Source organism: Exiguobacterium sp. AB2 (genome assembly GCF_000696055.1).
Taxonomy (GTDB): domain Bacteria; phylum Bacillota; class Bacilli; order Exiguobacteriales; family Exiguobacteriaceae; genus Exiguobacterium; species Exiguobacterium alkaliphilum.
Genome location: NZ_JNAA01000109.1, coordinates 90722 through 114033, shown reverse-complemented (window position 1 = coordinate 114033; position 23312 = coordinate 90722). Strand labels below are relative to the sequence as shown.

General features: G+C 54.8%; 27 protein-coding genes and 1 other annotated feature. Of the genes, 24 read left to right on the top strand and 3 right to left on the bottom strand.

Going from position 1 to position 23312, the window contains the following annotated elements:
- Positions 1–24: 24 nt before the first annotated feature.
- From DI14_RS14235 to DI14_RS14225, 3 genes are read right to left on the bottom strand one after another with little or no spacing between them, the layout of a single operon-like run.
- Positions 25–1716 (bottom strand): hypothetical protein, encoded by a 1692-nt coding sequence (locus DI14_RS14235; RefSeq protein WP_034809736.1) that lies wholly within the window; start codon positions 1714–1716, stop codon positions 25–27.
- 14 nt (positions 1717–1730) lie between these two features.
- Positions 1731–2294: a PilW family protein gene (locus tag DI14_RS14230; protein ID WP_051622743.1), complete on the bottom strand. Its 564-nt coding sequence runs from the start codon at positions 2292–2294 to the stop codon at positions 1731–1733.
- Positions 2242–2691 carry a prepilin-type N-terminal cleavage/methylation domain-containing protein gene (locus DI14_RS14225; RefSeq protein ID WP_034809733.1) on the bottom strand — a complete coding sequence of 150 codons (450 nt, stop codon included), beginning with the start codon at positions 2689–2691 and terminating at the stop codon, positions 2242–2244. Before DI14_RS14225 ends, DI14_RS14230 begins: the two co-directional genes overlap by 53 nt.
- A gap of 163 nt (positions 2692–2854) precedes the next feature.
- On the opposite strand from DI14_RS14225, the gene DI14_RS14220 reads away from it, so the two are divergent.
- The 24 genes from DI14_RS14220 (at position 2855) to obgE (ending at position 23309) form a co-directional block, all read left to right on the top strand.
- Positions 2855–4081 carry a G5 domain-containing protein gene (locus DI14_RS14220; RefSeq protein WP_034809730.1) on the top strand — a complete coding sequence of 409 codons (1227 nt, stop codon included), beginning with the start codon at positions 2855–2857 and terminating at the stop codon, positions 4079–4081.
- A complete protein-coding gene (locus DI14_RS14215) occupies positions 4078–4359 on the top strand; it encodes a hypothetical protein (protein ID WP_034809727.1) in 282 nt (93 codons plus the stop codon). The genes DI14_RS14220 and DI14_RS14215 overlap by 4 nt, the downstream gene beginning before the upstream one ends.
- A 31-nt stretch (positions 4360–4390) precedes the next feature.
- Positions 4391–6019 (top strand): ATPase, T2SS/T4P/T4SS family, encoded by a 1629-nt coding sequence (locus tag DI14_RS14210; RefSeq protein WP_051622751.1) that lies wholly within the window; start codon positions 4391–4393, stop codon positions 6017–6019.
- A gap of 4 nt (positions 6020–6023) precedes the next feature.
- Entirely contained in the window at positions 6024–7058 is a 1035-nt protein-coding gene (locus DI14_RS14205) for a type IV pilus twitching motility protein PilT (RefSeq protein WP_034809723.1), read from the top strand.
- A 4-nt stretch (positions 7059–7062) separates the two neighbouring features.
- Positions 7063–8280, top strand: a complete 1218-nt coding sequence (locus tag DI14_RS14200; RefSeq protein ID WP_034809720.1) for a type II secretion system F family protein — start codon at positions 7063–7065, stop codon at positions 8278–8280.
- Positions 8281–8420: 140 nt separating this feature from the next.
- The gene (locus DI14_RS14195; RefSeq protein WP_034809717.1) at positions 8421–8918 is read left to right on the top strand and encodes a prepilin-type N-terminal cleavage/methylation domain-containing protein; all 498 of its coding nucleotides are present in this window, start codon (positions 8421–8423) and stop codon (positions 8916–8918) included.
- 84 nt (positions 8919–9002) lie between these two features.
- Positions 9003–9755 (top strand): A24 family peptidase, encoded by a 753-nt coding sequence (locus DI14_RS14190; RefSeq protein WP_034809715.1) that lies wholly within the window; start codon positions 9003–9005, stop codon positions 9753–9755.
- Between the two features lie 12 nt (positions 9756–9767).
- Positions 9768–11348, top strand: coding sequence for a pilus assembly protein PilM (gene pilM, locus DI14_RS14185; protein WP_034809713.1), 1581 nt, complete (start codon positions 9768–9770; stop codon positions 11346–11348).
- A complete protein-coding gene (locus tag DI14_RS14180) occupies positions 11345–12052 on the top strand; it encodes a hypothetical protein (protein ID WP_034809711.1) in 708 nt (235 codons plus the stop codon). The genes pilM and DI14_RS14180 overlap by 4 nt, the downstream gene beginning before the upstream one ends.
- Before the next feature lie 135 nt (positions 12053–12187).
- A complete protein-coding gene (locus tag DI14_RS14175; protein WP_034809710.1) occupies positions 12188–12775 on the top strand; it encodes a nucleoside triphosphate pyrophosphatase in 588 nt (195 codons plus the stop codon).
- A gap of 23 nt (positions 12776–12798) precedes the next feature.
- On the top strand, positions 12799–13428 hold the full coding sequence (gene radC / locus DI14_RS14170) for a DNA repair protein RadC (RefSeq protein ID WP_034809709.1): 630 nt from the start codon (positions 12799–12801) through the stop codon (positions 13426–13428).
- 62 nt (positions 13429–13490) lie between these two features.
- Complete coding sequence (locus DI14_RS14165) at positions 13491–13931, top strand: hypothetical protein (protein ID WP_034809707.1); 441 nt, start codon at positions 13491–13493, stop codon at positions 13929–13931.
- 117 nt (positions 13932–14048) lie between these two features.
- Positions 14049–14885, top strand: coding sequence for a DUF2785 domain-containing protein (locus DI14_RS14160; protein ID WP_034809706.1), 837 nt, complete (start codon positions 14049–14051; stop codon positions 14883–14885).
- A gap of 202 nt (positions 14886–15087) precedes the next feature.
- Entirely contained in the window at positions 15088–16125 is a 1038-nt protein-coding gene (locus tag DI14_RS14155; protein ID WP_034809705.1) for a rod shape-determining protein, read from the top strand.
- A gap of 13 nt (positions 16126–16138) precedes the next feature.
- Positions 16139–17029: a rod shape-determining protein MreC gene (gene mreC, locus DI14_RS14150; protein ID WP_034809704.1), complete on the top strand. Its 891-nt coding sequence runs from the start codon at positions 16139–16141 to the stop codon at positions 17027–17029.
- Position 17030: 1 nt separating this feature from the next.
- Positions 17031–17525, top strand: coding sequence for a rod shape-determining protein MreD (mreD, locus tag DI14_RS14145; RefSeq protein ID WP_051622742.1), 495 nt, complete (start codon positions 17031–17033; stop codon positions 17523–17525).
- Positions 17526–17527: 2 nt separating this feature from the next.
- Positions 17528–18199 carry a septum site-determining protein MinC gene (locus DI14_RS14140; RefSeq protein ID WP_034809700.1) on the top strand — a complete coding sequence of 224 codons (672 nt, stop codon included), beginning with the start codon at positions 17528–17530 and terminating at the stop codon, positions 18197–18199.
- 5 nt (positions 18200–18204) lie between these two features.
- A complete protein-coding gene (gene minD, locus DI14_RS14135) occupies positions 18205–19062 on the top strand; it encodes a septum site-determining protein MinD (RefSeq protein WP_051622741.1) in 858 nt (285 codons plus the stop codon).
- Positions 19063–19105: 43 nt separating this feature from the next.
- A complete protein-coding gene (locus tag DI14_RS14130) occupies positions 19106–20428 on the top strand; it encodes a ribonuclease E/G (RefSeq protein WP_034809699.1) in 1323 nt (440 codons plus the stop codon).
- A 55-nt stretch (positions 20429–20483) separates the two neighbouring features.
- Positions 20484–20555 (top strand) — a sequence feature (ribosomal protein L21 leader region).
- 15 nt (positions 20556–20570) lie between these two features.
- Entirely contained in the window at positions 20571–20879 is a 309-nt protein-coding gene (gene rplU, locus DI14_RS14125; RefSeq protein WP_016508528.1) for a 50S ribosomal protein L21, read from the top strand.
- 3 nt (positions 20880–20882) lie between these two features.
- Positions 20883–21218 carry a ribosomal-processing cysteine protease Prp gene (locus DI14_RS14120; protein WP_034809697.1) on the top strand — a complete coding sequence of 112 codons (336 nt, stop codon included), beginning with the start codon at positions 20883–20885 and terminating at the stop codon, positions 21216–21218.
- A gap of 12 nt (positions 21219–21230) precedes the next feature.
- A complete protein-coding gene (gene rpmA / locus DI14_RS14115) occupies positions 21231–21512 on the top strand; it encodes a 50S ribosomal protein L27 (protein WP_016508537.1) in 282 nt (93 codons plus the stop codon).
- A gap of 66 nt (positions 21513–21578) precedes the next feature.
- Entirely contained in the window at positions 21579–22019 is a 441-nt protein-coding gene (locus tag DI14_RS14110) for a Spo0B domain-containing protein (protein ID WP_034809695.1), read from the top strand.
- Positions 22020–23309, top strand: coding sequence for a GTPase ObgE (gene obgE, locus DI14_RS14105; RefSeq protein WP_034809692.1), 1290 nt, complete (start codon positions 22020–22022; stop codon positions 23307–23309).
- Positions 23310–23312: the final 3 nt, after the last annotated feature.

The following is a 23312-nucleotide window of genomic DNA, read 5'->3' as shown; positions in this document are numbered from 1 at the left end:
GCTGCTCTCACGAGTGCCTCTTTTTTATTTCTTCAGTTGTTGACCGACGAACAGTTGGAGTTGGTTTGTAACCGGGAGTGTATCGATTTGACGGAACACTCCTTCGTTATATTCCATGACGAGACGCGAATCGTCGACGTCTGGAGAAGCGATCACATTCTCCGGAGCGAAATAAGCTTGTTTATTCGCCTGCTGCGGTAGCGATTTGAACGACCCGCGGAACGTGTTCACTTCGAGCGGTCCTTTACTATACAGGCCGCCTTTGATGTTTACAATCGAGCCGACGGCATAGACCCGCGTGGGTTGTTCAGAGTCACTATATAGAAACGCCTGAAGAGGGGACGACGAGTTACGGAATTCGTCGATTCGATTGAGGAGTATTTTTCCTTTTGCGAGCAAGACGAGTGAACTGTCTTGTTCTGAGGAAACACCGCGAATTTCAGCCCGGTCAATAAACACATCCTTCAGAGAATAGACGGTCGTGTTGAAAGCGACTTTACCGCGAATCGTCAAGTTACCGTTCACGATGAGTGGGCGACTGATTGTGATATCGCGCGTCCCTTCGATTACAACGTCCCCGTCAAGTAGAAGCGGTACAGTTGAATCGGCGATTGAATCGCTAATAATCATTGGTGTATCTCTTCCAAGAGGTGACTCAAGGATTTTAAGTTCTTGAATTTGGTCAACTCTTTGTGTGTCGATGTAGTTAGTGAAAAACACGTCTGGTTCGCTGGCGTTTTCTTTCACGAATGTCTGTCTTAAAAACGGAATAAAGTCTGCTTCTTTAGGACGTCCGTAGTCATACGCTGAGAAACGAAGACTGTTTTTTAAAAAGATTGATACATGTGGTGGTTTGTCATAAGAAAAATCTACAGTAGAGGTTCCCTTGTGACGGTTTACAAATTGGACAATTGAGTAGTCGAAGTTGAACTTAGAAAACGAGCTTTCGACCGGACCGATATTAGGTTGTTCGGAGGCGCCTGGAGTGGTACTAGTTGCGAAATAGTTGGGGAAGTCGCAACCATTGCACTTTGCGGTATCTCCTAAGTCTATCTTACCGTCTGTGTAGAACCGGCTGGTCGGGTTGTTGTTGAGCGTCTTTTTGCTATTTTCTAGTTGGTAACTCGCATCTCGCTTCAAATCAAGTTGCTTACCAGCGTACATATTACCACTAATGGACGGTGGCCCGTTTATTGTCAGTACATCGTCCGACCCGAGCACGTAATAGAGGAATGACGGCAGCGCCGTCACATACACTTCTTGGCTATACGAGCTCGTTTGCATCGGCTGTTCCGGCTTCGCTTTCGTCGTCCCGGTCGCCGTCAACGTGAGCACGGTCGTGAACGGGGCGTTCGCCTGATCAGCCGTCGAGCGGGTGATCGAGTAACGGATGTCGTTGTCGCCCGATTGCAAATCACCCGTATAGAGCGTGTTCGCCTGGAGCACCGTCGCGACTTTCGCTTGAAATGCTGCTTGGTTCTCCATATACGGTTGAACAACATTTGCATCGTGGAGAGGGAACGTCGTCCGCAAATCGGCGACGAGCACATCGAGCACGCCTTTGACGTCGGTATCGAGTTGCGTCTCGTCGACGCGGATATTCGTCTGCTTGTTCGTCGCCAAGTTGACTTGAATCGCAGCGAGCGAGAGGACGGCGAGCGCCGCCATCGTCACGAGGACGAGGATGAGGACGTAGCCTCGTTCATCTTGTTTCATCTGGCTCCCTCTTTTCATAACGGGATGGTACTCGTAAACGTCTTGGTGAGCGTGGCATCGTCACGCGAGGCGAGCGTCACTTGAATCTCCATCAGTCCGGACACGATGTAAGCCTCGCGCCCGCTCCTCGCGTCTGTCACTTCGTCCTGAATGTCGATGGTGACGGCTTGGACGATGACGTCAGGGTTGTTCGTCACAAAGCTCGACGGGTCGAGCTCGAGAACGGCGTCCTCCATATAATCGCCTTGACGGTACAAAATGCCTTCCGTCGAGATGCGCGGGGAATGGAGACGATGGAACGAATATGTATCCCCGTTGACGGTCAAGGCGTCGAACTCGGTTTGGTTGATGTCCTGGAGGACGCTTGTGATCAAGTAGTCGGCCTCATTCCGGAGCGAGCTCGTGTCGTTCGTCAGACGGAAACCGAGCGAGCCGGTCAAGAAGACGGTGATCACGATTCCGGCAAAGATGGCGGAGATGACGAGCGCGAGCAACAATTCGACGAGCGTGACGCCGTCCTCACGGTCACGGAAGCTCTGGAACGTCCGTCTCAGGGAATTTATCTTGAAGCGTCGCATTCGTCACCACTCCTTTCAACGTAATCGGTTTGAGCAACGTCTCCGAGGCGACGGTAATCTCGACGTTGACGAGGTCGGCGGGTAATTCGTTGCCGGGAGAGAGGATGGTCACATCGAAGGCGCGCCCGTTGATGGTGACGTCACACAAATCGCAGACGTTGGCCGGCGTCTTCTGGAGGATCGAGATGTCAATCGGGTCTCGCGTTTCGGCCGCCCGACGCTTCAACGTGTTGAGCGTATTTTGGGCGACTTGGTTTGCCACGGTCCGGTCAAGATCCGAGGAGGTGATTCGTAAGCTTTGGGAGAAGATATTCATGAGCGATAATGCCAAGATCGAGACGACGACAATCGAGACGAGCACTTCGACGAGCGTGAAACCTTGTTCGGAACGGTCCACCGCATTGACCTCCTTTTCAAAATTCATTTAATGATAGGAAAAAAGAGACTTTTAACCTGAAATAATTGTTATTTTCTGTACAATGCATATTATACTAAAGTTACAGTGGGAACGGATAGTAATTCAAAAGTCTCATTTGACTTGAAATAGAGGGGGAAATGGAATGAAGCGATATGGGATGCACCTGTTCATCCTAGCGGGGCTAGTCCTGCTCGTGTCGTTGCCGACGATCGGGCTCGTGAACTATCTTGATGCCTCGGCGAAGACGACTGCTACATATAAAGAGACGACCGTGGCCGGCATCGACGTGTCGGGGATGACGAAAGAAGAAGCGATCGTCCGAATCGATAACGCCATCAAAGACTTCAACAACACGCCGTTCACGGTGACGCTCGTCGATGGGACGGTGATCGAGGTCGGCAAAGATGTCGTCTCGTTCAACGTCGACGCGACACTCAAGGCGGTCACTGAATCGGGTACATATCCGCTCGTCACGACGGTCGACGAAGAGCGATTGACACCGTACTTAGAGAACCAACCGGTGACGCTCTCGATGGTGACACCGCCGCTCGTCGAAGCCGCCTCGAATTTGAACTCAGACGTCGTCCTCGAGATGACGGCGACGGAGAGTGAAGTCGTCGCTTCGATCACGGTCAGTCCGACGCCAGCGATGCGCTCGGCACTCGAGCGGATGAACGGCTTCGAGATGAAAGCAGGGGACATCTTCAGCTTGAAAGCGTTCGGAGAAGATTTTGAGGCGCTCAGCACGCTCGGTTCCTCGATGTATCAATTGTTCGCGGCGACACCGTTCCAAATCCTAGAACGGGTCCAACATGAGACGCTCCCGACCGGCATCGAGCTCGGCTATGATGTCAAAGTCGACGAGCGCTCGAACTTCGCCGTACAGAACACGGAACAGACACCGTACGCGCTCATCGTGATCGAAGAAGGGAACGCGATGACGGTCCAATTGCTCGGCAAGGTATTCGTTGGAGCGTACGAGTCGCGCGTCGAAGACGTGACGAGCGTCCCATATCAAAACATCGTCCGTTTCTCGCCGTCACTCACGGCCGGCAGTTCGTCTGTGACCCAGTCCGGTCAGACCGGGGAGTCGGGCAAACTGTATCGTGTCCGCATCACGGATACGGGCGAGTCGCTCGAACTGCTCGGGTTTGATTTTTACGAGCCGATCCCGGAGATCGTGACGAAAAGTTCCGTCCCGCTCCCGCCTCCTGAACCGGTCGAACCGGTGATTCCAACTTTCCCGGACGAATCACTGGAAGATGACCCGTTCGATGACGATGTAGAGGATGACGGATTGAATGAGTTTGAAGAACAGCCACCGGTGTATGACCAGGACCCGGTGCCAAGTGAGGGGGCAGTCGGATGATCGGTTATTTGATTTTGATTGCCTTTTGGGTACTTGCCACATTGACCGTGTTCGCCTTATCGATTCCATACGTTCGAAAGCGGGAGACGAAAGGAGTCATCTCGTTACTCGTCGCCGTGCTCTCGCTCGGCGTGTATAGCCTGTATGTCGAAGGGCTCGAGCGGACGTGGTGGGCGTGGGTCCTCCTCGCCCTCGGTTTGGCAGGCGGTGCGGCACTCAGTGCGTTCATCGAACAGCGAGACGTCGCACAGGAGGTACCACAGAGGATGGTGAAGTAAGTTGAGACGAATAAAGAAACGGCTCGGCGGGATGCTCGTCGAGGCGGGGATGATCACGCAAGCACAGCTAGACGAAGCACTTACTCAAAAGCGGACCGGGGAGAAACTCGGGGACGCGCTCATGCGATTGAACTATTTGACCGAGACGCAACTGATTCAAGTGTTGCACGAGCAGTTGAACGTGCCGGTCATTTCATTATATTCAGAAGACATCAATGTCACCGTGACGAAACTTGTCCCGAAAGTCATCGCCCAAAAACATGACATCATGCCGATTTCGTTACAAGGCAATACGCTGTTCATCGCGACAGCGGACCCGCTCGATTTGATCGCCATCGATGACGTGCGTCTGCAGACGGGGATGAACATCGAGGTCGGGATCGCCACGCGAGAACAGATTCGCAAGACGATTGGACGCTATTACGAGATGGATGCGTCACTCATCGAGATTTTAAAAGAAGAAGCTCCGGAACTCGATCGCGAGGAGACGGCGTCGCGAGATGACGCGCCGGTCATCCGGCTCGTCAATCAGCTCTTCTTGAGCGCCATCGACCAACGAGCCTCAGATATCCACTTCGACCCGCACGAGAAACAGTTGCACGTCCGTTTTCGGGTCGATGGTGACCTCCGGACCGAGGCGATTTATCCGAAAAAGATTCAAAGTGTCATGCTGACGCGCCTCAAGGTCATGAGTAACCTAGACATCACCGAGAGCCGCTTGCCACAAGACGGACGTATCAAATATACGCTCCGGGGCCGCCCGTACGATTTCCGCGTCTCGACGCTCCCGACGATGTATGGCGAGAAAATCGTCATCCGGGTGCTCGACTCGTCGGAAGGGTTGACCGATTTGACGAAACTCGACTTCGGCGACAAAAACGAGGCAGTGTATCGCGACATGCTGAAACGGCCGAACGGGATTATCCTCATCACCGGGCCGACCGGGTCAGGGAAATCGTCGACGCTCTATGCGTCGCTGCGCGAACTGAACGATGAATCCAAAAACATCATCACGGTCGAGGACCCGGTCGAGTATCAACTCGACGGCATCAACCAAGTGCAAGTCAATTCGAAAGTCGGCTTGACGTTCGCGTCGGGTCTGCGTTCGATTTTGCGTCAAGACCCGAACATCGTCATGGTCGGAGAGATTCGGGACACCGAGACGGCCGAGATTGCCATCCGGGCATCGTTGACCGGTCACTTGGTATTGTCGACGTTACATACGAATTCGGCCATCAGCTCGATCACCCGCTTGATTGACATGGGGGTCGAACCGTTCCTCGTCGCCGCATCGACGTCCGGGCTTGTCGCTCAGCGGCTCGTCCGTCGCGTCTGTCGGGACTGCGGTCACGAACAGCCGGTCTCGAAACGGGAACAGGAACTGTTCGCCGCTGAAAGCGTCCCGGTCGACCGGATCATGCGCGGTAACGGCTGTGCGTCATGTAACTTCACAGGTTACCGCGGACGGCTCGCCATCCATGAGGTCGTGCCAATCGATGAAGGATTGCGCCGTCTCATCATGAACCAGGCGACGGAGGCCGAGATGGTCGCCTATGCGAAAGACCAAGGCGTCCGCTTCCTCCTCGCCGATGGGCTTGAGAAAGTCGCGCTCGGGCTGACGAATACCGAGGAAATATTGAGAACAGTGATAACGGAGTGAGCCTATGATCCATCAGTCGATTGAAGTGATTTTAACAAAGGCGGTCGAACAACGCGCCTCGGACATCCATTTGACCGCAGGCTCGCCGCCGATCATCCGGGTCGACGGGAGCCTCATCACGATGGGTGACGAGAAAGTGTTGCCGCTCCATATCGAAAGCTATTTGAAAAACATCATGACCGAAGAGATGCGGGGCCGTCTCGAGATGCAGCGCGACCTCGACTTCTCGTTCGGGGTGCCGCGCGTGTCGCGGTTCCGCGTCAACGCCTATTACCAACGGGGCACGGTCGCGATTGCGTTCCGTTCCATTTCCGGGGAAATCCCGACGATGAACGAGCTCGATTTGCCGCAAGTGCTGAAGCGACTGATCGAGAAGCCGTACGGGCTCATCCTCGTCACCGGACCGACGGGATCAGGGAAATCGACGACGCTCGCCGCGATGATCCATGAGATCAACCGGACGCAGCGGAAACGAATCATCACGCTCGAGGATCCGATTGAATATTTGCATTCGCACGACCAGAGCATCGTCGACCAACGCGAGATTGGCTCCGACGTCATGAAGTTCGTCGACGGTCTGCGGGCCGCGCTCCGGCAAGACCCGGACGTCATCTTGCTCGGTGAGATGCGCGACCTCGAGACGATTTCGACCGCGATGACGGCCGCCGAGACGGGCCACCTCGTCATGGCGACACTCCACACGTCGAGTGCGATGTCGACCGTCAGCCGCATCATCGACGCGTTCCCGGCCGAGCAACAGGACCAAATCCGGACCCAGCTCGCCAACGTCCTGCTCGGTGTCGTCAGTCAGCGTCTCTTCCCGCGTGTCGACGTGCCGAAAGGTCGTGTCGCCGCGATGGAGATCATGATCGGCCATCCGGCCGTCGCCAACTTGATTCGGAACGAGAAGGAGTTCCAACTCCCGACCGTCATCCAGACGAACCGGCAGAACGGGATGCAGACGATGGACATGGCGATCGAACAGCTCGTCCGTCAAGGCGTCATCAACCCGAACGCCGTACCAAATGAAGAGAGGTGACTGAATGGCCATCTTCCAATACGAAGGTAAACTGCTGAACGGGAAGCGTAAGAAAGGGCGGGTCACTGCCGTCTCGCTCCGCGAAGCGAAAGAAAAGCTGCGCCAAGAATCGATTCTCGTCACCGAGCTCGCTGAACTCGAGTCGACAGGGTTGAATAAAGAAATCAACTTGCTCCCTGAGCGGGTCAAGATTGAACATTTGATTATGTACGTGCGCCAGTTCGCGACGCTTATCCGGGCCGGTGTGCCGATTGTCCGGGCCACGTCTATCTTGCGCGTCCAGACTGAATCGAAAGTGTTGAAGAAGACGCTCAGCCAAGTCGAGGACGATTTGCGCGAAGGGATTGCGTTCTCGGAGGCGATCAAGAAACATCCGCGCGTATTCTCGAACTTCTTCAGCTCGATGGCGCTCGCAGGTGAGGCGAGCGGGAACTTGGAGGAGGCGCTCGACCAAATCGGGCTTCAGCTCCAAAAACAATATGACGTGAAACGGAAAGTCATCTCGGCGCTCACGTATCCGCTCGTCGTCTCCATCGTCGCCATCGGCGTCGTCACCTTCCTCATGGTGAGCGTCGTCCCGACGTTCGCGAGCATCTTCGGCCAGCTCGGCGGGGAACTCCCGCTCATCACCCGGCTCGTCGTCGCCGTCTCCGACTTCGTCGCCGCCTATTGGTGGCTCATCTTCGGAATCGCGATACTCGGTGTCCTCGTGTTTACGTGGATGTTGAAGCGAGATAAGGAGCGGTTCATCATCGACGGGTTGTTGCTGAAGATGCCGATTTTTGGGCCAATCGTCCTAAAGTCGCAGATCGCGTTACTGACGCGCAGTCTCGCCGTCTTGCTGCAAGCCGCCGTGCCGATTTTGTCGGCAATCGAAATCACCGAGAAGATCGTCTCGAACCGCGTCATCCGTAAAGGGCTCGGGGAGGCGCGCAACAGTATGGCGCAAGGCATCCCGCTCCACGAGCCGCTCATGCGCAACAACAACTTTCCGCCGCTCATGACGCAAATGATCGCGGTCGGCGAGGAGAGTGGGGATTTGGACTCGATGTTGAACGAAGTCGCTGAGTTTTATGAGACAGAGGTCGAGACGACGACGGACCGCTTGAAGTCGATCATCGAGCCGCTCCTGATTGTCGTCTTGGCGAGCATCGTCGGCGTCATCGTTATCGCCATCGTCGTGCCGATGTTCCAAATTTACGGGGATATCCAAAATCAGTAGAAAATTCTTAGTTTATGCACATAAACTACTTTTCAACACCAAATTTTGAATGTATAGTAAAATTGTTCTACTTACTCTAGGTCTTATGTAACACATGCAGCATACAACACAGCAAAACACACAAAAGGGGAGAATCAGTCATGTTAGAGAAAATGAAAATGATTTGGCAAGATGCGAAACAATTGAAAGATGAGCGCGGCCTCACACTCGTCGAGTTGCTCGTCGTCGTCGTAATTTTAGGAATTATCGCTGCCATCGCCGTCGTCGCGATTGGTGGGATTATCGAGAACTCGAAGAAGGATGCGATGGTTGCCGATGCGAAGCAGATGGTGAGTGCGGCGAAATTGCATACAGCATCTAATCCTAAAGCTGGTGAATTAGCATTTATTACACCGGGGGCTACTGCTGCAGACGATCCAACTAAAGGAAATGGATTTAACTATATCTCAAGTTTGAAAGATCCATTTTCTGATAAAGAATATACTGATGCTAAAGTTACAATTACAGAATCAGCAGGGAAGTTTAATTATGCAGTTACTTTAAAAGGGGCCGCTACAGCAGATAAAAAGCTTTACTTTGAAGGAACTCCCGAAAACATGCTGAACAAAGAAACTTTAGAATCAACGACCAAAAAGTAATTAAAACTCCGGCTGGCGCTGGGCACTCGCTCAGCCTAGCCGGTTTTCTATTTTTGGCATATACTTACAGAAGGAGTGACCAGATTGGTTGACCTAATTGGACTCATTTACAGCATCGTGCTCGGAGCGGTCATCACTTCGTTCACGAACGTCGTCGGGCTCCGCGTGCCACAGAAGCAGTCGATCGTGACGCCACGGTCGCACTGCCCGTCTTGCGGCCACGTCTTGTCGGCATGGGAACTCGTTCCCGTGTTCGGCTACTTGTTCCTCCGTGGCAAATGCCGCGGCTGTGGCGGACGGATCGCGCCGACGTATCCGCTGTTCGAACTGCTCGGGGCAATCGGCTACGGCTACAGCTTTTGGCTGTACGGCTTCTCAGGGACAACGCTGCTCGCGTTCGTCTTCTTGTCGACGCTGCTCGCTTTGGCGATGTCCGATTTGTCGACGATGCTCGTGCCGAACGTCATTTTGCTCTATACGGCGCCGGTCCTGCTCGCTCTCGCTTACGTATCAGGGGCGACGTGGTGGGGCCCGCTCGCCGGGGCGTTGTTAGGATTTTCGGTCCTCGCCACCGTTTTTTTCGTCTCAAAAGGGGGACTTGGGGCCGGCGATGTCAAACTATTTACAGTGATCGGACTCGTGCTCGGACCGCGTGACGTGCTCGTCGCGTTGTTCCTCGCGAGCTTGATCGGTGCCGTCGTCGGTCTCGCGCTGATCGGGTTGAAACGGATCGGTCGCAAACAGCCGATCCCGTTCGTCCCGTCGATTGCGCTCGGGACGATGCTGACGTTTTGGTTCAGTGAGTCATTTTTTGATTGGTATTTTGATTTAATGTAGGGGGAAACTAGCATGAGCCGGGCTATAGAGAAAGGGACGGTCGCGTACTTCTCGTTCGATGCGCTCAGCATCCACGGGGCCGTCATCAAACAAGGCATCTTCAAACGGAGCGCTTCCGTCCAATTGGCAAAAGGCGCATATGCGGGGGGACGGATTCAAGACGAGAACGCGTTCGGTCTCGCCTTTGACGAGCTGTGCCGCAAATTAAAGGTACGAAAAGGCATGGTCTGTGCCGTCGATATGGCGGAGACGGAAGTGCTGTCGCGGAAAGTCGACATCCCGTCGACGATTCCGAAAGACGAGATTCGCGGCTATCTGTTCATGGAGATTGGCAACTCGATCATCTTGCCGTTCGACGACGTCGCCTTCGACTACGAGGTGCTCGGCGAGGCAGAGACGAAGACCGAGGTCATGCTTCACGCCGTCTCGGTCGACTTGACGAAAGCGATTCGCGCTTACATGAAAAAACGCGGCTTCGTCTTGAAAAAGATCGTACCGCGCCCGGTCGCCGTCGCGAATGGGGTGGCCCGTCTCGAGACGCTCGACCCGCTCAAGTCGACGCTCCTTTGGCACGTGACACCGTTCGCGCACCAACTGCTCGTCTTAGAGGAAGGGCAAGTCCGCTTCATCCGCGCCATCGAGACGGATATCCCGTACCGTGCCGAGACGACGGATGGGGTCGTCACGTATACATACAGTGGCTCGCGGGAGGCGTTCCTGACGCAGACGGACGAATGGTTGAACGAGCTCGCCCGTTTCCTCGACTTCTATCGCTACTCGCTCCGGACGGACGGTCGTCCGATTGACGAGCTGATCGTGACGGGGACGATTCCAGAGCTCGACAGGCTCGTCGAGACGATCGAGGCCGAGGCGATGGTGCCGGTCAAACGGATTGACGACCCGCTCCCGCTCTCGCACGCGACTCCGCTGTCGCACCAAATGTTGCCGCTTCTCGGCATGGCGACGCTCGACCGTGACCGCGACGCGAACTTCATCAACTCGACCGACGTCACGCTCCGCTGGCCGGTCGTCGCGAGTCTCGCTTCGCTCCTGATTGGAGGTGGGCTCGCTGGGTTCTTATATTATGAGGTGCAAGGACTTGAACGGCAGGAGACCCAACTGAACGAACAACTCCAGCTCGTCCGCATCTATCAGACGGAACAGGTGAACTCGAAAGGGCAACAAGTGCTCTCGCTCGACCAGACGGTGACGTCGCTCACGAATGAGGAAAAACAGGCCGTCCCGGCGCTCCGGGCGTTGACGGAACAGTTGCCGCCGACCGGATACGTGTTGACGTATAACTACGCGGACGGTTCGCTCATGAGTGTCCGAGCCCAGTTCGAGACGTTGCCGGAATTGAACGCCTTCCAACGGGCGCTTTTAAACGACCCGCGCTTCGAGAACGTCAAACTGCTCGGCGTCACGACCGAGACGAAAGCGGACACGGTAAGCACGGAGACGGACGAGACGACCCGATTGACCGAGGAACCGTTGCCGCGCTATATCGGTGAGTTCACGTTCACGTTCGTCGACGCCGAAGTGACGGAGACCGATACCGAAGGGACGACCGATGAGGAGGTGGTGAGCCAATGAAACGTTCGACGATTTATTTGATTTTCACCCTCTGCCTGTTCACGGCCATCGCCGTTCCGGCATATTTCGGCTATACGTATTTCACGAAACAAGGAGACGTCAAGGCGCTCGAACGCGAACTGTCGCTCGAACAGACGAAGCTCGAACTGATGCGCCAAGAAGGACGGGCCGTCAACGTCGCCGACTCACAGCGTCTCCAGACGCGCGTCCCGACCGAGCCAGCCTTGGACACGGTCGTCGAGACGTTGTCGCAGGCAAGCCAGCTCGCGAGCGTCAACGTGACGAGCATCGCCTTCGCGGACGGTGTCCTCGCCGAGTCGGAAGTGCCAGAGACGATCGAGACGCCGGAACCGGAAGACGTGAGCGCGACGGCCGAACCGGCGACACCGGTCGACATCACGCCGGTGAACGCCTCGTCGGTGCGGGCGACCGTCTCGCTTAAAGCCGAGACGTATGACGCGCTCGTCCTCTTCCTCGAGTCCGTCGAATCGATGAACCGGATTCACATCCTCCGGACCGTCCAATTCACCGGACCGGCCGAGACGGGACCGAACACGACCGAGACGATTGCGCCGCTCGACTTCACGGTCGAACTCGACGCCTTCTATCGACCGGACTTGACGCAATTGATTGAGGACCGGTACGTGCCGACGCAGACGTTCCCACGTAAAGACATCCCGGTGTATGACTATACGACGCCGTGACGCGACGCCCTTCGAAATCGAGGGGCGTTTTTCTGTCGGCTACGATTGTATTCGGCTGTCGGTTTGCCTACAATCAACAGTGAAGTGTGATACGGGAAGGAAGCCCGTTATGTTACAAGCGAAGGAGTCGATACAATGAAACCAACACAGAAGCGTGTCATTCTCGCCTCGATGTCGCCGCGGCGCACCGAGCTATTGACGAAGGCGGGGATTCACCATGAGGTCATCCCGTCCACCGTCGTCGAAGGTGTGAACGGCGTCGAAGCGCCTGCCGATTACGTCGGGCGTCTCGCCCGGGAGAAGGCGATGGACGTCGCCCGCTTGCACCGTGACGCCGTCGTCATCGGGTCGGACACGGTCGTCGTATTAGACGGGAAGATCCTAGAGAAGCCGGCCGACCGGGAGGAGGCGAGCCAGATGCTCCGTCGTCTTTCCGGTGCGACGCATGACGTCCTGACCGGGGTCAGCATCATCGGACCCGAGAGCCAAGACTTGTTCGTCACGACGACGCGCGTCACGTTCATCGACATCCCGGAGGCGTGGCTCGACGGCTATCTCGATTCCGCTGAGCCGTATGACAAGGCCGGCGCCTACGGCATCCAAGGGTCGGGCGGATTGTTCGTCGAACGGTTAGAAGGCGACTACTATAACGTCGTCGGCCTGCCGCTCATGCCGCTCGTCCGGACGCTCGAAGGTCACGGGGTGACGCCACGCTTTCTGTGATTGCTGCGAAAGTAGGTGAAGGAATGACCATGGTGCTCGACCGAAGTGCTGAAACCGCCATCGCCAGTCTGCTTCAAATCGGGGGACGGGGCGGGGACCCGCACGCGACCGCCCGGCGATTATCCGATGTCTATCCGACGCTTCGGGCGCTGTCGCAGGCGTCCGTGAGCGACTTGTGCCAAATCGAAGGGATGACGAAGAAGAAGGCCGAACAGTTGCTCGCGGCGTTCACAATCGGCATCCGTTACGTCGAGGAGCCGAAGTCCGAGATGCCGACGATCCGTTCGCCGCAGGACGCGTACGAATTGCTACGAGATGAGTTGCGGCTCCTCAATCAGGAGCATTTCGTCTGTCTGTATTTGAATACGAAAAACCAGCTGATCGCCCGGAAGACGCTCTTCGTCGGTGGGCTCAACTCATCGATTGTTCACCCACGCGATGTGTTCCGCGAAGCGCTCAAACTGTCAGCAGCGTGCTTCATCGCCGTCCACAACCATCCGAGTGGGGACGCGACACCGAGTCGTGAAGACATCGAGGTGTCGGAGCGCTTGGTTGAAGCGGGCAATATCATCGGCATCGCTTGTCTCGACCACGTCATCATCGGGGAAGACCATTACGTCAGCATGAAACAGCGGGGGTATATGAACGGCTGATTTTTGGAAGGATATTTCCAAATGAGAACCAAGTTTGCTATACTGGCAGACGAGGTGTTCACATGAAAAAAATTACTTGGCTTTTAATTGTTGGAATGGCGCTGTTAGCGAGTTTTGTCCCACTTCAACCGCTCGCTTTGACGCTCGTCGTCTTTATGCTGTTCGTCTTGGTTAGCATCGCACTGTTCCAACAGCTTCCACAAAATGAATGGTTCGACCGCTTGTCACCGCTCCTGGTCATTGGAATCGGACTTGTCGCCTTCATTGCCTATTTGGGGCTGTTTCTCGCGTGGGGGAACGCGACGATCGATTCACAAGTTTGGCAGATGATTGGCCAACTCCTCTTTATGTACGTCGGAGTGTATGTCTTTGTTGTGACGGTATCGGGCTTCTTGGCCGGCGCAACGCGTCAAAAACCGTCTCGCTTCTTTCAACCGGTGCTTGTGGTCTCGGTCATTTGTTACGAGGCGATGCTCTTCTTGTCGCTCTCGTCCCGAACGTAAAGCAGTAAAACGATGAAGCAGACGTAATCCACGTCTGCTTTTCGTATGTAGAGGAGTCGGTCCACATGGTGTCGAAAACGGTATTATAAGGCGGATGAAAAGGGAACGTGATGCGACATGTTTGAAGACATGATTTATCAAGAAGAAGATTTAAAGCGGATTTTAACGGACGTCAAGAGCGGGACCGTTCGCTTGCACCAAATCGATGAGGCACGGGTCATCCAGTCGATGCTCCATCATATCGGTTCGACGGACGCCGAACTTCGAGATCAATTGATTTATACGCTCTTTTTCCGGTTCATCATCGAAGACGAATTAATGACAACCGAACAATTGACGAACCTGTTTCAGACGACGCTCAAGTTTCACTTGTTCCATGGTATCGGGGAGACGGGAACGGATACCGTCTTCACCCGGTCGTTCTCGACGCTGTTGCTCGCCTTGATTTTGTATCAGGACCGGCAACAGCGCTTCTTGTCGGAAGCGGACCTCGAGCGATTGAAGGCGAAGCTGTTGGCGTATCTTGAATGCGAAATCGATACGAGAGGATACGTGACCGGTAAAGGCTGGGCCCATTCGATCGCACACGTGGCCGATACGTTCGACGAACTCGTCTTACACCCGCAACTCGACGAGACCGAGTTTAGTGATGTGCTTGAAGCGTTATGGAGCAAGGTGAGGATTTCGACCATCTATGTGCACGACGAAGATGAGCGGCTCTTAAACCCGATTTTCGGACTACTTGACCGCGGGATGGACGAGCAAGAACTGATCGTGTTGCTAGAAGACCTGCCCGCTAGACTGAGCGTCCACAAACAAGAGCTCGAAGCCGAACCGTATTGGCACGTCGTCCATAACGTGAAAACGTTCTTAAAAAGCTTTCTCGTCAAGTTGAACGAGACGGACCGTCACGCGCTTCAAACGGCGGTGCTTCTCACACTAAAGAATGTTTGAGAAATGAGTCGAAATCGAAGCAGGCGCTTTCATGCGCTTGCTTTTTTTGATTTGCGTTTTTCAGCAAAAGAAGGCAAACTAATAGACGGTGAGACAGGACTTGGATACAGGGATTGTAAATAACCTGTAATCGAATGAACGTTTTCAAACATGATTTTTCCGTTATAATAAAAATAGTGTAAATAAGAGAGGGGCAACACGTATGTTTCGTAGTTTCAACCGAGAAATCGGAATCGACCTTGGGACGGCTAACACGCTCGTTTATGTAAAAGGTCAAGGCATCGTCGTTCGTGAACCGTCTGTTGTGGCGTTCCGTACCGATACAGGCAGAATTGAGGCCGTGGGTAACCAGGCGAAAGATATGATTGGACGTACACCGGGCAACGTGACGGCACGTCGTCCGATGAAAGACGGGGTCATCGCGGACTTTGAAACGACTGCGACGATGATCAAATACTTCATGGAGCAAGCACAGAAGTCGAAGAGCGGCTTGTTCTCTTCGAAGACGAACGTCATGATTTGCGTCCCGAGCGGCATCACGTCGGTCGAGAAGCGTGCCGTTGAAGATGCGGCCAAACAAGCGGGCGCACGCGAGGCGTACACGATTGAAGAGCCGTTCGCGGCAGCAATCGGCGCCGGTCTCCCGGTTTGGGAACCGACGGGCTCGATGGTCGTCGATATCGGTGGCGGTACGACCGAAGTCGCAGTGATCTCACTCGGCGGCATCGTGACGAGCCAATCGATTCGCGTCGGCGGTGACGAAATGGATGACGCCATTATTCGTTACATCAAAAACAAATACAACCTCATGATCGGGGAACGCACGGCCGAGACACTCAAGATGGAAGTCGGCTCAGCACGCATCGATTCGTCGAACGAAGGCGAGAAGATGGAAATCCGCGGTCGTGACCTCGTGACAGGTCTTCCGAAACAAATCGAAGTGTCAGCGGCTGAAGTATGCGAAGCACTTTCGGATACGGTCGAGGCGATTCTCGCAGGCGTCAAGCAGACGCTCGAGCAGACACCACCAGAACTCGCAGCAGACGTCATGGACCGTGGCATCGTCCTCACGGGCGGCGGCGCGCTCCTTAAAAACTTGGATGACGTCATCTCAGACGAGACACACATCCCGACGCTCGTCGCGGATGAGCCACTCGACTGTGTCGCCATCGGGACTGGGAAATCTCTTGAAATGATGGACGTCCTCCGTTCAAAATCAGGCATTTCGTCACGTCGATGAGAGGTGATCAGTGATGAGCCGGTTCGTACGCAATAAAAAGCTCATCATCACGCTAATCGGTATCATTTTATTCGTCGTGATTTTAGGGGTTTCGATTCGAGGACGGTCGGAATCTGCATGGTACCAAGACGTCACGCGTGATGTGGTCGGGACGTTCCAACGGGTGTTCACCGTGCCGATCGGCTGGATGGACAGCACGGTGTCCTCGATTACGGACGTCCGCGACATCTATGAAGAGAATCGTCAATTGAAGCAACATTTGACGAAGTACGCTGAAGTGTCGGTCGAAGCCGACGATTTGCGCCGGGAGAACGAGGAGCTGCGTCGAATGATTGACGCGAGCGAGACGTCACTTCGGGACTTCGACCTCATCCCGGCCGAAGTGATTGGACGGACGCCGAACGATTGGCAACGTTACGTCACGATTAACGTCGGGGAAGAGCGCGGCGTCGAGCGAGGGATGGCCGTCACGGCAGCCGGCGGCATGGTCGGACGTGTCATCCAGACGAGCGCGTATACGTCGCAAGTCCAACTGCTTAGCGACAACAACCGGACGAACAACGTCTCGGCCGTCGTCAACGATGCGGACGGGAAGGCGACGTACGGTACGATTGACGGCTTCGACAGTGAGACGAACGAGCTCTTCTTCACGAAGATCTCGAACAGCGTCGAATTGAAAGAAGGCGAAATCGTCTCGACGTCAGGTCTTGGCGGCCGTTATCCGGCCGGACTCGTCATCGGGACGGTCGAGTCGATTGAGACCGATGAGTACGGTGTGTCGCAAGTGGCCCGCATCAAGCCAGAGGCGGACTTCAACGAGTTCTCGCAAATGTACGTCATCGATCGGACGCTCGTCGAACCGTTCTTGACGGCACCTGAGGAAGGAGGAGCAGCCGGTGAGTAACATGAGAGTGTTCATCGCCCTGTTCCTCCTCTTTCTTATTGAAGGGACATGGGCGGCCATCTTTTCGTGGCACTACATGACCCCGTTCCTCGCCTTGACGTTGATCGGACTCATGTATATCAGTTTGTATGGCCGCTTTGAGTCGGCGTTCGGTTTCGGGCTCGTTTTCGGATTACTGTATGACATCGTCTACACCGACTTGCTCGGAATTTACTTATTTACTTTTTCACTCATTCCTCTCTTAGTCAGCTTCGTGTTAAAATATATAGGTGAGAACTTCTTCTCGGTCGTCATCACGTTCACGTTTATGATTCTTGTCTATTCGTTCACGATTTATAGTGTGATGGCAGCAATCGGCGGGACGACCATGACCATGCAGACACTTTTAGTTGAACAGATTCCAGGGACGTTGTTCGTCAATGCGATCGCCATCGCGGTACTGTATTACCCGATGACGCGGTACGTGGCGACGCGACCTGTAGCGAAGAGAGGGTAGCCATGATGGAGCGTAAACGACACATTACGATTAAAGGACATCGCAACGGGATTGCCATCCACTTCAATCCACGGAGTGGCATCGACGACGTGCTCCTAGAGCTTGAGGCCACGTTAGAAGAAATGGAGCCGCCCTCTGGGAAGATTGCACTCAAGTTGCACGCGGGAACTCGTTATTTAGACGAGGAGCTGTCACGTCAAATTCGTGAAGTCGTTGCTCGTCATGGCGTTTTTTATATCGAGGAGCTTTCGAGCGAGGTCATGCTGACCGAAGAGGCGAAGGCGACTTACGGCAAAAAGACTTTCCACTACCATAGCGGGACGATCCGCAGCGGACAAGTGCTCTCGTTTGACGGGTCCGTCCTCATCATCGGGGACGTCAACCCGGGGTCCGAGGTTCGGGCGACAGGTAGCATCTATTGTTTAGGTACGATACGAGGAAATGTACGGGCCGGTGTCGAAGGATGGAGTGACGCGGTCATCACGGCAAGTCTCTTGCATCCGAAGTTCTTGGCGATCGGCGAGCACGTCCTCGCGTCGGACGACGGCGAAGAGCTTCCGGAAATCGAGATGGGTTGCGCGTATCAGACGAATCAAGGGATTGAAATGACACGTCTCCGTCAAGTCATGACGGGATTGAAAGATGCATATGCAATGGAATTACAGAGAGGGTGAGTTTGATGGAGCAAGTAGTAGAGCCTGTACATACAGCGAAAGAAGTGAAGAAAGGCCGGGCCATCGTCGTGACGTCGGGGAAAGGTGGCGTCGGGAAGACGACGACGACCGCGAACCTCGGGACGGGTCTCGCATTGTCTGGACATTCGGTCTGTCTCGTCGACACGGACATCGGTCTTCGGAACTTGGATATCGTGCTTGGACTCGACAACCGGAGCATCTATAACCTCGTCGACGTCATTAGCGGTCAATGCAAGCTGCATCAAGCGCTCGTCCGCGACAAGCGGTTCGAAGAGATGTACTTGCTCCCGGCCGCCCAGTCGAAAGATAAGACGTCGGTCCAACCGGAACAAGTGAAAGAGATCATCGACCAGTTGAAGACGCAATATGACTTCGTGTTGATCGATTGCCCGGCCGGTATCGAGCAAGGCTTCATGAACGCCATCGCCGGAGCGGACGAGGCCGTCGTCGTGACGACACCGGAGAAAGCGGCCGTCCAAGATGCGGACCGCATCATCGGGATGCTCGAGCAAGCCGAGCACGTCGCCGCACCGAAATTGATTGTCAACCGCGTCAAGAACCATCTCGTCGAATCGGGCGACATGCTCGACATCGATGACATCATGCGCATCTTGTCGATCGACCTGCTCGGCGTCGTCGTCGATGACGAAGAAGTCATCGCCGCCGCGAACCGCGGGGTACCGGTGACGATGAACCCGGACAATAACGCCGGACAAGCGTACCGCAACATCACGCGTCGCATCCTCGGTGAATCGGTGCCACTCATGTCGATTCAGACGGAGAAAAAACCGGTCGGCTTCTGGACAAAGCTCATGATGAAATTTGGAATGAAAAAAGCGTAAAGGCAACGAAAGTTGCCTTTTTGTGTCGAAAGGAGAGCGAACTATGAAACTCATCTATGAACGGACCCCATCCATCGAGCGGGCGATGCTCGTCGACGGGGAGCGGTTGCTCGAAGTCGAAGAGCGCTTCCTCGACCAACTCGCCGTCGGCACAATCGTCGAGGCTGCGGTCGAACGGATTCATCCATCGCTCGGGGCCGCGTTTTTGACCGACGGCGCGACGACGTTCTTCCTCCCGATCGCCGAGACGCTGAAGGCGCTCGCGTCGTACCCGGACGTCCCGACGATCGGTCAGGCGGCTGTCGTCGGCGAGAAACGGCTCGTCCAAGTGACGAAGGAAGGCATCAACGGCAAACATCATAAAGTGACGGAGAACATCCGCTTCGGCGGACGCTATCTCGTCTATTTCCCGTATGGACGGCGTACACTTTATAGCCGGAAGCTCGACCTCGTCACACAAGACCGGTTGTCGAAAGTGTTCGATCTCGAGGAAGCGGAAGGGGTGCTCTTCCGGACCGAGTCGGGCCAGGCGAACCCTGAAGCGTTACGAGATGAGCTTGCGCGTCTGCGCGCCCGGGCCCAAGACGTCGCGTCCGCACGTTTCGGACAAGACGAGCTGCTCTGTGAACAGTTCGCCCGGAAACATACGGTCGAGTCGGTCACGACGAACGACGCCGAGGCGAAACGTCGTCTCGACCTACTTGAAATCCCGGTCGAGCGGTTCGTCGGCAAAGGCCGGATGAACGAGGCACGTCGGCTTGATGACGCGATTGCGAAGCTGACGAGCCGGGTCGTCTGGCTCGAAGGCGGGGCGTACGTCTTGATTGAACAAGTCGAGACGATGACCGTCATCGACGTCAACAGCGGCAAGAACGTCGCCGTCAAAGACAAAGGCCGGGCCGCCGACACGATTAACGAGGCGGCGCTCTATACGATTATGGAGCAACTCCGGCTACGCAACATCGGCGGCATGGTCGTCATCGATTTTTTGCGCGGTTCAAAGGACGGACAAGCCCGGATTTTGAAAAAGATGAAGGAAGTCGGCGTCCGCGACCCGCGTCGCGTCGAAGTGTACGGTTTCACGAAGATGGGGTTGTTCGAACTGTCCCGAGAACGGACCGGCCGCTCGATTCAAGACCGGATGGTGCGGGACGGGCGTCCGTCGAAGCTCGCCGTCTTCTCAAAGCTTGAGCGTGACCTTCTCGATTTGACGGCGCATGAGGCCGTCGTCTTGGCGCTCCCGCCGAAATGGCAGGATGGGAAGTGGGATGCGTTCGGGCTCCAAATTTATTTCGTTGACGGGGAAGCGGAGATCGCCTTTTTCGGGACGGACGAGGAATGTCAAAATTTCGTACAACGTCGTTGACAACGTTTGAACGAGAGTGGTATCATCTATAACGTTAGTTCGTTTGGAAGCACCCAAATGGCTACAACCGCACAGAACGGGTTGAAACGGTTTTGCCCTGCCCTGGATGGCGAGTCTGAGTTAAACAAGGAGGTGCACGTATATGTACGCAATCATCAAAACTGGTGGTAAGCAAATCAAAGTTGAAGCAGGTCAAGAGATCTACATCGAAAAACTCGATGCTGATGTCGAGGGTACTGTAGAATTCGGTGAAGTTCTTTTCGTTGGTGGTGACGATGTTAAAGTCGGAGCTCCACTCGTAGAGGGCGCTAAAGTCGTCGCAACTGTCGTTAAACACGGTCGCGCGAAGAAGATCACTGTCTTCAAAATGAAAGCTAAGAAAAACTACCGTCGTAAGCAAGGTCACCGTCAGCCTTACACGAAAGTTCGCATCGAGAAAATCGAAGCGTAAGCTATGATTCGAGTAATGGTCAGACGAGACGAGACGAAGTCGATTCGTTCCGTTGAAGTGACAGGTCACGCCAACTTTGCTGAACCCGGTTCTGACTTAGTGTGTGCCGGCGTTTCCGCCATCATCTTTGGGGCGTATAACGCGGTCGAGGTACTCGCTGGTCAGTCGCTTCTCGTAGAAATGGCAGACAAAACAGAGGGTGGTTACTTTTATGTTGAGACGTATCCTGATTTATCGCCGGAGGATATGACTCGCACCCAGCTGTTACTAGAAGGGATGCTCGTGCAACTAGACACGGTCGCCCAAAGTTACGGTGATTATATCCAAATTGAACAATAGGAGGTGGACCTCATGTTACAATTGAACCTTCAGTTCTTCGCATCGAAAAAGGGAGTAGGATCGACTAAAAACGGTCGTGACTCGATTTCGAAACGCCTCGGCGCTAAACGCGCTGACGGACAGACTGTTTCAGCTGGATCAATCCTCTACCGTCAACGCGGTACGAAGATTCACCCAGGTGAAAACGTCGGCCGTGGTGGCGACGACACATTGTTTGCTAAAGTTGACGGCGTAGTACGCTTCGAGCGTCTTGGTCGCGACAAGAAACAAGTGAGCGTTTACCCAGTTGCGTAAGTAGAACCACGCAGAAGACTCTAGCCACTTATTTGGTTAGAGTCTTTTTTTCTAGGAGAGGATCAAATGGACTCACAAGAAGCACTGAAACTCGTATCGACCGTCCGTCACGAATGGATGAATCGGCTTCAGATGATCTCTTTGTATGCGGCGCTCGAACCTGATAAACTCGAGGGGCTGTACGAGCGATATCGTCAGCACGCCGACGAAGAGAGTGCGCTCATTCGGTTGAACGTACCGGCGACGAGTCTCGTCGTCATTCAAGCGAATTGGGAAGGGCGGTTGACCTATTCGGTATCGACCGACCGCGTATCGTTAGACGATGCGTGCGTGGCGGACAAGCTCGTCCGTCTTCTGTCAGGAACGGATGGACCGATTCATGTGACGTTCACGGACGGACTGACGGTGCGCGTCTTCGGCAACGTGCCGGAAGGCGTGTTCACGCCAGAGGAAGTGTACGAACAGACCGTAGAATGTTCTACGTTTCGTTTAAAGGAGGGGAATTAAATGTTTGTCGATCAGGTTAATATTTTTGTAAAAGCTGGAGACGGCGGTAAAGGGATGGTCGCATTCCGCCGCGAGAAGTATGTCCCGGACGGAGGCCCTGCCGGCGGTGACGGTGGTCACGGTGGTGACGTCATTTTTGAAGTGGAAGAAGGGTTGCGTACGCTCGTCGACTTCCGTTTCTCGAAGAAATTCATCGCCTCAAACGGTGAAAAAGGCATGTCGAAAGGGATGCACGGACGTCGCGCGAAGCCGCTCGTCGTCAAAGTCCCCCCAGGCACAATCGTCTTTGACGCGGCGACGGATACCGTCATCGCCGATTTGACGGAGCACGGCCAACGCGCCACGATTGCCAAAGGCGGTCGCGGTGGACGCGGGAACTGTCGCTTTGCGACGCCGGCCAACCCGGCACCAGAGATTGCCGAGAACGGGGAACCAGGACAAGAGCGCGAACTTCGCCTCGAGTTGAAACTCCTTGCGGACGTCGGCCTCGTCGGCTTCCCATCAGTCGGGAAATCGACACTGTTGTCGGTCGTCTCGTCGGCACGCCCGAAAATCGGCGCGTACCACTTCACGACGATCACACCGAACCTCGGTGTCGTCAAGACGGCAGATGACCGTGACTTCGTCATGGCCGATCTTCCTGGACTCATCGAAGGGGCGAGCCAAGGCGTCGGCCTCGGTCACCAGTTCCTCCGTCACATCGAACGGACGAAAGTCATCGTCCACATGATCGATATGAGCGGCATGGAAGGGCGCGACCCGTTCGAAGACTATACGACGATCAACCGGGAGCTCGAGTCGTACAACTTACGCCTCCTCGAGCGTCCACAAATCGTCGTCGCCAACAAGATGGACATGCCGGATGCAGAAGAGCATCTCGCCGAGTTCCAACAAAAAGTCGGTGATGACGTCAAAGTATTCCCGATTTCAGCGCTCGCGAAAGAAGGACTTCGCAATCTGCTTATCGAAGTAGCTAACCTTGTAGATGCTACGCCTGAGTTCCCACTCGAAGAGCTCGAAGAGAAGACTGCGACACCGCGCGTCGTCTATCGTTATGAGAAGGAAGAGAAAGGGTATCAAATCAACATCGATGAGTACGATCGCTTCGTCATCACGGGGCCACGCATCGAGAAGCTCTTCAAGATGACGAACTTCGACCATGACGAGTCAATCAAACGATTCGCCCGTCAGATGCGTCAGATGGGAATCGACGACGATCTCCGCAAACTCGGTGCCGAAGATGGCAGCGTCGTAGCGATTCTCGACTTCGAGTTCGAGTTCGTCGAATAATCT